Source organism: Klebsiella variicola, from assembly GCF_000828055.2.
Taxonomy (GTDB): domain Bacteria; phylum Pseudomonadota; class Gammaproteobacteria; order Enterobacterales; family Enterobacteriaceae; genus Klebsiella; species Klebsiella variicola.
The window spans coordinates 5,117,187-5,130,523 of record NZ_CP010523.2 but is presented as its reverse complement, the minus strand read 5'-3'; the positions used below and the strand labels follow the sequence as shown (position 1 = coordinate 5,130,523).

The following is a 13,337-nucleotide window of genomic DNA, read 5'->3' as shown; positions in this document are numbered from 1 at the left end:
GAACGATTAATGCGCCTGGCCGCGTTCGATACCGATCCCGGTTTGTGAACGGATAAACTGGGCGCGGAACTGCTCGCGCTCGCGCATCCCTTCCGGTGAGTTATCGGTGGCGGAGAAGACCCAGATACCGATGAACGCGATGGCGATGGAGAACAGCGCCGGATATTCATACGGGAACAGCGCTTTCTCATGGCCGAGGATCTGCACCCAAATGGTCGGGCCGAGGATCATCAGAATGACCGCAGTCAGCAGGCCCAGCCAGCCGCCGACCATCGCGCCGCGGGTGGTCAGCTTCGACCAGTACATCGACAGCAGAATAATCGGGAAGTTACAGCTGGCGGCAATGGAGAAGGCCAGGCCGACCATGAAAGCGATGTTCTGATTTTCAAACAGAATACCCAGCAGAATGGCCACCACCCCGAGGATCAGCACGGTGATCTTGGAGACCTTCAGCTCCTGACGCTCGGTCGCGCCCTTGCGGAAGACGTTGGCGTACAGGTCGTGCGACACCGCTGAGGCGCCGGCGAGCGTCAGGCCAGCCACCACCGCCAGGATAGTGGCGAAAGCGACCGCGGAGATAAAGCCGAGGAACAGATTGCCCCCCACCGCATCCGCCAGATGTACCGCCGCCATGTTATTGCCGCCGATAAGCTGTCCGGCCGCGTCTTTAAACGCCGGGTTCGCGCCGACCAGCATGATGGCGCCGAAGCCGATAATAAAGGTCAGGATATAGAAATAGCCCATAAAACCGGTGGCGTAGAAGACGCTTTTACGCGCTTCTTTGGCATCGCTCACGGTAAAGAAGCGCATCAGAATATGCGGCAGGCCGGCGGTACCGAACATCAGACCCAGACCCAGAGAGAGCGCGGATATCGGATCTTTCACCAGTCCGCCGGGACTCATAATCGCCGCCCCTTTCGGATGGACGGCCATCGCCTCGGTAAACAGGTTATTGAAGCTGAAGCCGACGTGCTTCATGACCATAAAGGCCATAAAGCTGGCGCCGCACAGCAGCAGAACCGCTTTAATAATCTGCACCCAGGTGGTTGCCAGCATGCCGCCGAACAGGACATAGAGCACCATCAGCACGCCAACCAGCACCACGGCGACATGGTAATTGAGGCCGAACAGCAGCTGGATCAGCTTGCCGGCGCCCACCATCTGCGCGATCAGATACAGCGCCACCACCACCAGCGATCCGCAGGCGGAGAGGGTGCGGATCGGCCCCTGCTTCAGGCGGTATGAAGCGACGTCAGCAAAGGTATAGCGGCCAAGGTTGCGCAGTCGTTCGGCAATCAGAAACAGGATAATCGGCCAGCCGACGAGAAAGCCCAGCGAGTAGATCAGGCCGTCGTAGCCTGAGGTATACACCAGCGCGGAAATACCGAGGAACGACGCTGCCGACATAAAGTCGCCGGCAATCGCCAGCCCGTTCTGGAAGCCAGTAATATTGCCGCCGGCGGTATAATAATCGCTGCGCGAACGTACCCGTTTTGAGGCCCAGTAGGTGATGTAAAGCGTCAGGGCGACGAAAATCAGGAACATGACAATCGCCTGCCAGTTGGTCGGCTGGCGCTGTACCGCGCCGGTAATGGCGTCTGCCGCGTGAGCGCCGAGGGGCAGCAGCGTGGCGGCGAGCGCCGTCAGGACTCTCTTGATCATGCTTTTACCTCGTTGAGAACGCTCTTGGTCAAACGGTCGAATTCACCATTGGCCCGCCAGACATAAATACCGGTCAGGATAAACGAAATGACGATCACGCCAATGCCGAGCGGGATCCCGCGGGTGACGCTGGTACCGGCGTGCAGCGGAGTGCCGAGCCAGCCGGGCGCGAAGGCGATAAGCAAAATAAAGCCCACGTAGATCACTAACATAATCACTGACAGAATGGCGGCAAACCGTTGCCGTGATGCAACTAACTCCCTGAAATGCGCACTATTTTCTATCCGCTGACAAAGTTGTTCATTCATCTTAGCGTCTCCAGAGGTCTCCCTTTCGTCATCCACTCAGCGGACGCTGGCGACAGCAACCCCTCCGGCGATGGCGCCGGGATACGGTTTGCTGACGGCGTTCCTGCGAGTGGAATCCTGGGGGAGGGACTTATTTTTATCCTCTCCCCGGCGGGGGAGAGGGTGTAGGGAATCGGTCCTTGCTTACGATGGCATCGTTATGGTCTGCTTCTCTTCGAGCAGTTTTTCCACGACGCCAGGATCGGCGAGCGTCGAGGTATCGCCGAGGTTGCTGGTGTCGCCCGCGGCAATCTTACGCAGAATGCGACGCATGATTTTGCCCGAGCGGGTTTTCGGTAGCGAATCGGTCCAGTGCAGCACATCCGGCGTCGCCAGCGGGCCGATCTCTTTGCGCACCCAGTTACGCACTTCGGCATACAGCTCCGGCGTTGGTTCTTCGCCGTGATTGAGCGTCACGTAGGCGTAGATGGCCTGGCCTTTGATGTTGTGCGGGATCCCCACCACCGCCGCTTCAGCGATTTTCGGGTGCGACACCAGCGCGGATTCAATTTCCGCGGTACCCAGACGGTGGCCGGAGACGTTCAGCACGTCATCCACGCGGCCAGTGATCCAGTAGTAACCATCTTCATCGCGACGCGCGCCATCGCCGCTAAAGTACATATTTTTGAAGGTGGAGAAGTAGGTTTGCTCAAAGCGCTCATGGTCACCGAACAGGGTACGCGCCTGGCCGGGCCAGGAGTCGGCGATGGCAAGATTGCCCTCGGTGGCGCCATCCAGCGGCAGGCCTTCGTTATCCACCAGCACCGGCTGGACGCCGAAGAACGGACGCGTCGCGGAGCCGGCCTTCAGCTCGATTGCGCCCGGCAGCGGGGTGATCATAAAGCCGCCGGTTTCGGTCTGCCACCAGGTGTCCATCACCGGGCACTTCTCGTTACCGATCTTCTTCCAGTACCACTCCCAGGCTTCCGGGTTAATCGGTTCGCCGACCGAGCCGAGAATGCGCAGCGAGGAACGGTCTGTGCCTTCGATAGCTTTGTCGCCTTCCGCCATCAGGGCGCGGATAGCCGTCGGGGCGGTATAGAGAATGCTGACCTTATGCTTATCGACGACCTGGCACATACGCGCCGGGGTTGGCCAGTTCGGTACCCCTTCGAACATCAGGGTGGTGGCGCCGCAGGCCAGCGGACCATACAGCAGATAGCTGTGGCCGGTGACCCAGCCCACATCGGCGGTGCACCAGTAAATATCGCCCGGATGGTAGTCGAAAACGTATTTAAAGGTGGTGGCCGCGTAGACCAGGTAGCCGCCGGTGGTGTGCAGCACCCCTTTCGGTTTACCGGTGGAGCCAGAGGTATAGAGGATGAACAGCGGATCTTCGGCGTTCATCTCGACGGGCCGGTGCTCGGCGCTGGCGTTCGCCATCAGGTCGCTCCACCACAGGTCGCGGCCTTCCTGCCAGTCGATTTTGCCGCCGGTACGTTTCAGGACCACGACATGCTCAATACTGTTGACGTTCGGGTTTTTCAGCGCGTCATCAACGTTTTTCTTCAGCGGGATGGCGCGACCAGCGCGCAGCCCTTCGTCAGCGGTGATCACCAGGCGCGAGCTGGAGTCGATAATGCGTCCGGCCACCGCCTCCGGCGAGAAGCCGCCGAAAATCACTGAGTGGATGGCGCCGATGCGGGCGCAGGCCAGCATCGCCACCGCGGCTTCCGGCACCATCGGCATATAAATGGCGACCACATCGCCTTTTTTAATCCCAAGGTCGAGCAGCACATTGGCGAAGCGGCACACGTCCGCATGCAGTTCACGGTAGGTGATGTGCTTGCTCTGGCTGGCGTCGTCGCCTTCCCAGATGATGGCGGTTTGATCGCCGCGCTCGGCGAGATGGCGGTCGAGGCAGTTGGCGGCGAGGTTCAGGGTGCCATCTTCATACCATTTGATGGAAATATTACCCGGCGCGAAAGAGGTGTTCTTCACGCGGGTATAGGGGCGTATCCAGTCAAGGATCTTGCCCTGCTCGCTCCAAAATGTATCAGGGTCGGTTATGGATTGTTGGTACTGCGCCTTGTACTGTTCCGGGTTAATCAGGCAACGTTCCGCGATATTAGCGGGAATAGGGTGTTTGTGTATTTGGCTCATGGCTTTTTTTCTCCTTTGAACTTGTTAAATATATGTCAAACAAACGTTAATAGTAGGGGTTTTGACAGCTTTGTTTGTTAATTGGGGGGCAGATCACGCAATGATTCAACTGAGTGAAATTTCATCAAATGAAACTTTGAAGTGAAATAATTACGTAAATGAATTTATAGAAACGGAAGGTGTGAAATATTTTTTATTACAAATACTTATGCATTGTAACTGGGGAAAATTCGTGACTTTATGCAGAAAACCAGAAGAAAGCCCTATTCTTAAAGGCTTGCGCAGCATGCCGTGCAAATGATACTGATATTGCGCGTTAAATAACCCCACAAAGCAACGCAACACAATTCATACCCCCTGCAGTGGGTACCATGACGAAAAGGAATGGTGCCTTTCATTGAGGAAGTCAGTAGTGAAGAAAACGAAAAAAGTCAGTCTGGCCTGGCAAATCTTGCTAGCCCTGGTGCTGGGTATCCTTCTGGGCAGTTATCTGCATTACCACGCCGAAAGTCGCGATTGGTTGATTAGCAATTTGCTGACGCCGGCGGGCGATATCTTTATCCATCTGATTAAAATGATCGTGGTCCCGATTGTCATTTCGACCCTGGTGGTCGGGATTGCCGGCGTGGGCGATGCCAAGCAGTTAGGCCGGATCGGCGCCAAAACCATTATCTATTTCGAAGTGATCACCACGGTGGCGATCGTGCTGGGTATCACCCTGGCCAACGTCTTTCAGCCGGGGACCGGCATTGATATGTCACAGCTGGCGGCGGTTGATATTTCGAAATATCAGAGCACGACTGCCGAGGTGCAAAGCCATGCGCATGGCCTGATGGGCACTATCCTGTCGCTGGTCCCGACCAACATCGTGGCGTCGATGGCGAAAGGCGATATGCTGCCGATTATCTTCTTCTCGGTGCTGTTTGGTTTGGGGCTCTCCTCGCTGCCGGCGACCCACCGTGAGCCGCTGGTGACGGTCTTCCGCTCCATCTCCGAAACCATGTTTAAAGTCACCCACATGGTGATGCGCTATGCGCCGATCGGGGTGTTCGCCCTGATTTCGGTGACCGTCGCCACCTTTGGTTTCGCCTCGCTGTGGCCGCTGGCCAAGCTGGTACTGCTGGTTTACTTCGCGATCCTGTTCTTCGCGCTGGTGGTGCTGGGGATTGTCGCGCGTCTGTGTGGCCTGAGCATCTGGATCCTGATCCGTATCCTGAAAGATGAGCTGATTCTGGCCTACTCCACCGCCAGCTCGGAGAGCGTGCTGCCGCGCATTATCGAGAAGATGGAAGCCTATGGCGCGCCGGCGTCGATCACCAGCTTTGTGGTGCCGACCGGTTATTCCTTTAACCTCGATGGTTCAACGCTGTATCAGAGCATCGCGGCGATCTTTATCGCCCAGCTGTACGGTATCGACCTCTCTATCTGGCAGGAGATCACCCTGGTGCTGACCTTAATGGTGACCTCGAAAGGGATCGCTGGCGTGCCGGGCGTCTCCTTCGTGGTGCTGCTGGCAACCCTGGGTAGCGTGGGGATCCCGCTGGAAGGCCTCGCCTTTATCGCCGGTGTCGACCGTATTCTCGACATGGCGCGTACCGCGCTGAACGTGGTGGGCAATGCGCTGGCGGTGCTGGTTATCGCCAAATGGGAGCATAAGTTCGACCGCAAAAAAGCGCTGGCGTATGAACGCGAAGTGCTGGGCAAGTTTGATAAAACCGCCCAATAAAACACAAAGCCCGGCGCGAACGCCGGGCTTTTTCTTATCCTTTACTGATCCGGTCAAACTCTTCGCAGCCGGTATCAAACCCCTCCAGGCAGCTGACGTTAAGCCAGTGCAGCGCCTTCTGCTTATTCGGTTCGATAAAGCCTTTCTCTCCCTGCTGGAACATCATCCCGGCCCAGTATTCGGCATAGCCGGTCCGTGAGAGCGCCGAGCTGCCTTTGAAGTATTCGCTCGCTTTCACATCATCTTCCGGGCCGTGCACGCCGCTGGCGTAGATCAGCCCCAGCAGCATCTGGGCGTCCACCGCTGCATCGCTTTCGCTATCCCGGGCGGCATCCTGCAGCAGCGTGATGGCGTGCGCCACATCGGTGGGGCCAGCCTGACGGTTCACCAGCACCCGCGCCAGAACGATCTCCCCGGATTTACTGCCGACCTTGACGGCTTTTTCCGCCAGCTGGCGGGCCTGCGGATAGTCCGCCTGCTGAGGGTTGCGAATTTTGAGCTGCGCCAGCAGCGCCAGTGCATCGCCATCGCCCTGGGCGGCGGCCTTCTGCGCCCAGTATTCGGCTTTCTCATAATCGCCGGAGCTGACCCAGGTATCGGCAAGGTAATATTGCGCGCGTCGATCGCCGGCTTCCGCCTGCTGTTGATACTGGCTGCCCGGTTCGGTGGCGACCGCTGCGCCGCTGGTGAAAACCAGTAAAAATAAAAAGAGGTATTTCATTTGTATTTATTATCAGCAAGGAACATAGCGCGCAGTATAAAGGGAGGCGAAAAAGAAGAAAATGGCGGGAATTAGCGGGGTAAATATCCGGAGAAGGCGCAACGCGCCGCCTCCGGGGAAAATCCCCGGTGGCGCTAACGCTTACCGGGGCTACAGCGTTGTGCGATTTGGTAGCCCGGAGAAGGCGCAATGCGCCGCCTCCGGAGAAAATCCCCGGTGGCGCTAACGCTTACCGGGGCTACAGCGTTGTGCGATTTGGTAGCCCGGAGAAGGCGCAATGCGCCGCCTCCGGGGAAAATCCCCGGTATCGCTAACGCTTACCGGGGCTACAGCGTTGTGCGATTTGGTAGCCCGGAGAAGGCGCAATGCGCCGCCTCCGGGGAAAATCCCCGGTAGCGCTACCGCTTACCGGGGCTACAGCGTTGTGCGATTTGGTAGCCCGGAGAAGGCGCAATGCGCCGCCTCCGGGGAAAATCCCCGGTGGCGCTAACGCTTACCGGGGCTACAGCGTTGTGCGATTTGGTAGCCCGGAGAAGGCGCAATGCGCCGCCTCCGGGGAAAATCCCCGGTGGCGCTAACGCTTACCGGGGCTACAGCGTTGTGCGATTTGGTAGCCCGGAGAAGGCGCAATGCGCCGCCTCCGGGGAAAATCCCCGGTAGCGCTACCGCTTACCGGGGCTACTCAATGGTACAAAGGTTCGAACCTTAACCCATCGCGCTTTCGCGCAGGCGGGCTTTCAGCTTGTTGTACTCATCGATCACGTACTGTTCCGCCGCGCGCTGATCGGCAATCCGCTCAACGTTGACCGCGCAGTACTTGTACTCCGGCGTTTTGGTTATCGGACTCAGGTTCTCTGAGACCAGCTCGTTACAGGCACCGATCCACCACTGGTAGGTCATATACACCGCGCCTTTGTTCGGCCGGTCGCTGACCTGCGCGCGGGTGATGATCCGACCCTTACGCGAATTCACCCACACCAGCGCTTCATCTTCGATGCCTAACCGTTCGGCGTCGGCGGTGTTGATTTGCGCATAGCCAGGTTCATCCGCCAGTGCCGCCAGCGCCGCGCAGTTACCGGTCATTGAACGACACGAGTAGTGGCCGACTTCGCGCACTGTCGACAGCACCATTGGGTACTCGTCGGTGAGCTTATCGATCGGCGCGACCCAGTCGCAGGTGAAGAACTGCGCCAGCCCGTTCGGGGTATCGAACTTCTCTTTAAACAGATACGACGTCCCCTGGTCGGCGTCGGACTCATCGCGGCATGGCCACATGACGTAGCCGAGTTCGCCCATTTTCTCATAGGTGGCGCCGTAGAAGTCCGGGCACAGATGCCGCAACTCATCCCAGATCTCCTGGGTATTGTTGTAGTGCATCGGATAGCCCATCCGGGTGGCGATTTCGCTGATGATCTGCCAGTCGGTTTTCAGGTCCCACTTCGGCTCCACGGCTTTAAAGAAGCGCTGGAAGCCGCGGTCCGCTGCGGTATACACGCCTTCGTGCTCGCCCCACGATGTGGACGGCAGGATGACGTCGGCCGCGGAGGCGGTTTTGGTCATGAAAATGTCCTGGACGATAACCAGTTCCAGATCGTCGAACGCTTTGCGGACCGCCGAGAGTTCGGCATCGGTCTGCAGCGGATCCTCACCCATGATGTACGCTGCCCGCACTTCACCGTGCGCCGCGCGATGCGGCAGCTCGCTGATGCGATAGCCGGTATGTTCCGGCAGGCTGTCGACGCCCCAGGCTTTGGCGAACTTCTCGCGGTTCTCCGGGAATTTGACGTACTGGTAGCCCGGATAGGTATCCGGCAGCGCGCCCATGTCGCAGGCCCCCTGGACGTTGTTCTGGCCGCGTACCGGGTTGACGCCGACGCTCGGCTTGCCGAGGTTGCCGGTGAGGATCGCCAGGCTGGTCAGCGACCGGACCGTCTCCACGCCCTGATAGAACTGGGTGACGCCCATGCCCCACAGGATGGCGGCGGATTTGGCGCTGGCGTACATCCGGGCGCAGGCGCGGATCTCCTGGGCGCTAACCCCGGTGATCGCTTCCACCGACTCCGGCGTATAGCCTTCAACGATTTTGCGATACTCCTCGAAGCCCTCGGAACGGCTGGCGACGAAGGATTTATCGTACAGATCCTCTTCAATAATCACGTGGCCAATGGCGTTGAGCAGCGCGATATTCGAGCCGTTCTTCAGCGCAATGTGCATGTCGGCGATGCGCGCGGTTTCAATTTTGCGCGGGTCGCAGACGATGATTTTCGCCCCGTTGCGTTTGGCGTTAATGACGTGATTCGCCACGATAGGGTGGGAATCCGCCGGGTTGTAACCGAAGATAAACACCAGATCGGTGTTATCAATCTCCGTGATGGCATTACTCATGGCGCCGTTACCGACCGACTGGTGCAGACCTGCAACCGAAGGGCCGTGTCAGACGCGAGCGCAGCAGTCGACGTTATTGGTACCAATAACGGCGCGCGCGAATTTTTGCATCACATAGTTGGTTTCATTACCGGTGCCGCGGGAGGAGCCGGTGGTTTGGATCGCATCCGGGCCATATTTGGCTTTAATGGCGCTGAGGCGAGTGGCGACGTAATCCAGCGCCTCATCCCAGGAGACAGCTTCCAGCTTGCCGCCACGTTGACGACGGATCATGGGGGTTTTCAGGCGCGGCGTCAGGATCTGGGTATCGTTAATAAAGTCCCAGCCATAATAGCCCTTCAGGCACAGGGTTCCCTGGTTGGTTTTCCCCTGCGCCGCTTCAGCCCGAACGATTTTGCCGTTATCGACCACCAGGTTGATTTTGCAACCTGATGCGCAATACGGGCAAACCGTGACGACTTTTTTCATCGGTCTTGCTCCAGTTATTCAATGGGCGCGTTTGCGCTATCGCGCCGTCACTATGCATCTTCTATGCCATATTTTCATTGTGGATATTCCTTGATGATACGCGGCTTTTTTGGGCGAAATGCTGACGAAAAACAGCCTGTCGACAGATTTGACGTGTCGATACGCCGGAGATGTGACGGCGCTTGAAAAAATGTCACCGGGAGAGGAATTTGTCGGCGCAGGCTTGCAGAATCGATCAGACTGACACTAATTCCCCGCGGGCAGAGGCAAAGATGAAACCAGTCATTTTGGTGGTGGATGACGACATAGCGATGGGCGAACTGCTCAGCGATGTGCTTGGCGCGCACGCGTTTGAAGTATTGGTCTGCCAGACCGGCGGCGACGCGCTGGCGAGGGTGGCGCAGCGGGCAGACATCGCGCTGGTTTTGCTGGATATGATCCTGCCGGATACCCATGGTCTGCAGGTGCTTCAGCAGCTGCAGCGCACGCGGCCTGAGTTGCCGGTGGTGATGCTGTCTGGTCTGGGCAGTGAGTCTGATGTAGTGGTTGGCCTGGAGATGGGCGCCGATGATTACATCGCCAAACCTTTCAGCTCGCGGGTGGTGGTCGCCCGGGTGAAAGCGGTACTGCGACGCAGCGGGGCGCTGGCCGGCGAGACGTCGGGCGTCGGCAGCGGCCTGACGTTTAACGGCTGGCGGCTGGATACCACGCGCTGCGAACTGTATAACCCGCAGCAGCAGGCGATCCCGCTGACCCAGGGAGAATATGGCCTGCTGCTGGCGCTGGCGCAGAACGCGCGCCGGGTATTGAATCGCGAACAGCTGCTGGCGCTGACTCATAATGAAAGCACTGAGGTGTTCGACCGGACCATCGACGTGCTGATCATGCGCCTGCGCCGCAAAATCGAGTTAAACCCGCATCAGCCGACGTTGATTAAAACCCTGCGCGGTCTGGGCTATGTCTTTTCCGCCGATGTGACCCACAGCGATAAGGCGGCGTAGGGCGAGGTGCTGCCAACCTGCTCTTGACTTTATTTAGCGCGGCGAGTTTACTTTTTTTATTAAAGTGACACCTTGGGTTAATCTATGCCATCAAAATTAAACTGGCTGCTGCAAAACAGTGCTCCCGGAGATGTGATCCTTCAGTCCTGGTTAAGCCGGCATGCCATCTCTCCCTCTCTGGCCTTTAAATACACGCAAAGTGGCTGGTTAAAAAAACGAGGCAACGGCGTATACGCGCGTGCGGGACGTGAGCCGGAGTGGAACGATGCATTAGCATGTTTGCAAAATCAGCTAGCCGCTCCGGTGTATGTCGCGGGGCTCAGTAGCTTAGTCTGGCAGGGTCGTTCACACTATCTACAGCTCAAACAAAACCAGTGCTGGTTGAGTATGGAAAATAAAGCGCTGCTGCCAAAATGGTTCAGGGAATTCCCGGGTGTGGAGTGGATAGTCATATCGGGGCAAAAACTGCCGGTGCTGGATGATAAATACCGCGTAATGCTTGATGTAAAAGGGAAAAGACTCACCGGCAGTGCGCCGGAACTGGCTGCTTACGAGTTGTTGAGCGCGGTACCGGGGACCCTCTCATTTAACCACGCGGCAGAGCTTTTCCAGGGACTGGTTAATCTTAATCCTCGTAAAGTAGAGTATCTGCTTTCTGTCAGCCAGTCCGTGCAGACCAAGCGTTTGTATCTCTTTTTCGCCAGTTTTTACGAGCATGGTTGGCTCAGACGAATCGATAGCCAAAAAATCGATCTGGGTGCGGGTAAGCGGCAAATCGTGGTAAATGGCAAGTTCAATGCTCAATATCAAATCACTGTGCCTGAACGCTTTCAAAAGGAATAAAAAATATGGATATACAGGCGCCCTATTATCGGCAGGTTGCTCTGTTAATGCAGGTTTTACCCTATGTTGCCGTCGAACGGGAATTTGCTCTGAAAGGTGGCACGGCAATCAATCTCTTTATCCGTGATTTCCCACGATTATCGGTGGATATCGACCTCGCCTGGGTGCCCCTGGAAAGCAGAACGATCGCTTTACCTCATATACGGGATGCGCTTGCACGTATTGCCGCTAATCTGCAACAACAGGCAGGTATGAACGCTGTATTACAAGCTAATCGTTCCGATGAGATGCGTGTCGTTGTTACTACCGATAGCGCACAAATAAAGATAGAGGTCTCACCGGTCGCACGGGGAACATTATATCCACCACAGGAGCGAGAGGTGGTGGGGGCGGTAGAGGACGTTTTTGGCTATGCCAGCCTTCCGGTGGTTTCGTTGCCCGATCTCTACGGTGGAAAATTATGCGCGGCGCTGGATCGCCAGCATCCCAGAGATTTTTATGATGTGAAATTACTTCTTGATGCGCAGGAGCTTAACCGTCCCATTTTCAATGGGTTTATCGCGTATTTACTTAGCCATAATCGGCCTCTGGCTGAAGTGCTTAGTCCTCGCTGGAAAGATATTGCTGAACCCTTTTACCGTGAATTCAGCGGGATGACATTTGAGACGATAGCCCTGGAGGAACTGACAGCAGTCCCCTACAGGATGATTGATGCGTTAAAATCCTGTTTCACGCAACAGGATGTCGATTTTTTGCTGTCATTTAAACGAGGCGAACCAGACTGGCGTTTAGCGCCGGAAACGCGTATTCAGGATTTGCCTGCCGTGCAGTGGAAATTGCGCAATATTCATCAGATGCCAGCGATAAAACGCGCTGAGTCATTAGATAAACTGGAAAAGGTGTTGGCCGAGTGGCGCAGTTAGTCATCTGGCCCGGGCTTGTTGAACTCAGCGTAAAACAGGCGTGATTTGAATAAACCGTATCCCTTTTCTCGCCATGATACGTCGTTCTCCTGTGGCATCGCCCTGATAGCGGGATCTGCCCAGTCTAACCATTCTGCAACTGAATAAACGCCTGCAGCTCAGGGAGCGTTTTGGCGCCGTCGATCGCGTTGGCAGCCTGCAGGCTGGCGCGGGCGCAGGCGTGGGCCAGCTGCAGACTGTCGGTTAACGGCCAGCGTTCGTGACTGCCATACAGCAGGCCGGCGCAGAAGGCATCTCCCGCGCCGACGCTGCCGATAATCTCCTCCGGCGGCAGCCGCCATGACGGTACCCAGCGCCCGGCTTCCGTGCGGGATACGCCCCATGCGCCCTCCGGACAATGGATCACCACCCGCTGGCGCACGCCGGCGTCAAGTAATGCGCTGGCGGCGCGGGCGATATTAGCGACGTGCGGCTCACCGTTGGGCAGACGGATTTCCAGCCCGCTAAACTCGCTGGCCTCCAGCTCATTGATGGTCAGGTAGTCGAGATGCGCCAGCGCCGGCAGGACCCGCGGGCGGTAGTGCGGATCGCCTTTGCGCGACACCAGGTCGAGGGACACTTCATAGCCTCGATCGCGCATCTGCGCCAGCAGTCGCGCGCTGCGGGTGCCGAACGCCTCGTCGGGCCGATCAAGGCTTTCGAGCAGCAGCAGATAGCCGAGATGAAAAATCTTCAGCGGCGTATCCAGCGGCTCAAAGGCCGGGAGGTCAAGCAGTCGGTTGGCGCCGGGAGAGTGAAAGAAGGTGCGCTGGCCGTCGGCGTCGGTCATCACCTGGGTCATCGAGGTGGGTGCGGAGCTGGTGCGCTGCACGAGCTGGCGATTGATATGGTACTGATCGAGCATGGCGGTAATGTAGTCGCCGTCGTTATCCTCGCCAATCAGGCCAACCGCCTGCAGCGGCAGTCCGGCATGCATTTTAGCCAGGGTCAGCAGGACATTCAGCGGGGCGCCGCCGGTGGCGCGTTCACTATGGACAATTTCCACCAGCCAGCCGCGCTCCGGCCACTGCCTGATCTGGTGGACATGATCGACCAGCATGTTGCCTGCGGCAATAATCCCTTTACGTTCCATGATCGCTACTCCGCGCCGTCATACTC

General features: G+C 57.4%; 10 protein-coding genes and 1 pseudogene. 5 read left to right on the top strand and 6 right to left on the bottom strand.

Features of this window, described 5'->3' with window-relative positions:
- Positions 1-6 precede the first annotated feature (6 nt).
- The 3 genes from actP to acs all read right to left on the bottom strand — a co-directional run bounded on the left by actP (position 7) and on the right by acs (position 4,112).
- Complete coding sequence (gene actP, locus SP68_RS23960) at positions 7-1,659, bottom strand: cation/acetate symporter ActP (RefSeq protein ID WP_024623073.1); 1,653 nt, start codon at positions 1,657-1,659, stop codon at positions 7-9.
- Positions 1,659-1,970 (bottom strand): DUF485 domain-containing protein, encoded by a 312-nt coding sequence (locus tag SP68_RS23955; RefSeq protein WP_004177812.1) that lies wholly within the window; start codon positions 1,968-1,970, stop codon positions 1,659-1,661. The genes actP and SP68_RS23955 overlap by 1 nt, the downstream gene beginning before the upstream one ends.
- Positions 1,971-2,153: 183 nt before the next feature.
- Complete coding sequence (gene acs, locus SP68_RS23945; protein WP_040971109.1) at positions 2,154-4,112, bottom strand: acetate--CoA ligase; 1,959 nt, start codon at positions 4,110-4,112, stop codon at positions 2,154-2,156.
- 100 nt (positions 4,113-4,212) lie between these two features.
- Here acs and SP68_RS27090 point away from each other — a divergent pair.
- Together SP68_RS27090 and gltP are read left to right on the top strand one after the other, a co-directional pair.
- Positions 4,213-4,413, top strand: a pseudogene (locus SP68_RS27090) (hypothetical protein).
- 111 nt (positions 4,414-4,524) lie between these two features.
- Entirely contained in the window at positions 4,525-5,838 is a 1,314-nt protein-coding gene (gene gltP / locus SP68_RS23940; protein ID WP_012543161.1) for a glutamate/aspartate:proton symporter GltP, read from the top strand.
- 34 nt (positions 5,839-5,872) lie between these two features.
- Here gltP and SP68_RS23935 read toward each other — a convergent pair whose 3' ends face one another.
- Positions 5,873-6,559: a tetratricopeptide repeat protein gene (locus SP68_RS23935; protein ID WP_008807260.1), complete on the bottom strand. Its 687-nt coding sequence runs from the start codon at positions 6,557-6,559 to the stop codon at positions 5,873-5,875.
- 705 nt (positions 6,560-7,264) lie between these two features.
- The gene (gene fdhF, locus SP68_RS23930; RefSeq protein WP_077598880.1) at positions 7,265-9,412 is read right to left on the bottom strand and encodes a formate dehydrogenase subunit alpha; all 2,148 of its coding nucleotides are present in this window, start codon (positions 9,410-9,412) and stop codon (positions 7,265-7,267) included.
- A gap of 272 nt (positions 9,413-9,684) precedes the next feature.
- On the opposite strand from fdhF, the gene SP68_RS23920 reads away from it, so the two are divergent.
- The 3 genes from SP68_RS23920 (at position 9,685) to SP68_RS23910 (ending at position 12,179) form a co-directional block, all read left to right on the top strand.
- Positions 9,685-10,413, top strand: a complete 729-nt coding sequence (locus SP68_RS23920) for a response regulator transcription factor (RefSeq protein WP_008807258.1) — start codon at positions 9,685-9,687, stop codon at positions 10,411-10,413.
- A gap of 84 nt (positions 10,414-10,497) precedes the next feature.
- Complete coding sequence (locus tag SP68_RS23915; protein WP_040971113.1) at positions 10,498-11,256, top strand: type IV toxin-antitoxin system AbiEi family antitoxin; 759 nt, start codon at positions 10,498-10,500, stop codon at positions 11,254-11,256.
- Positions 11,257-11,261: 5 nt separating this feature from the next.
- The gene (locus SP68_RS23910; protein ID WP_040971114.1) at positions 11,262-12,179 is read left to right on the top strand and encodes a nucleotidyl transferase AbiEii/AbiGii toxin family protein; all 918 of its coding nucleotides are present in this window, start codon (positions 11,262-11,264) and stop codon (positions 12,177-12,179) included.
- Positions 12,180-12,303: 124 nt separating this feature from the next.
- On the opposite strand, the gene SP68_RS23905 is transcribed toward SP68_RS23910, so the two are convergent.
- Entirely contained in the window at positions 12,304-13,311 is a 1,008-nt protein-coding gene (locus SP68_RS23905; RefSeq protein WP_022065799.1) for a carbohydrate kinase family protein, read from the bottom strand.
- Positions 13,312-13,337: the final 26 nt, after the last annotated feature.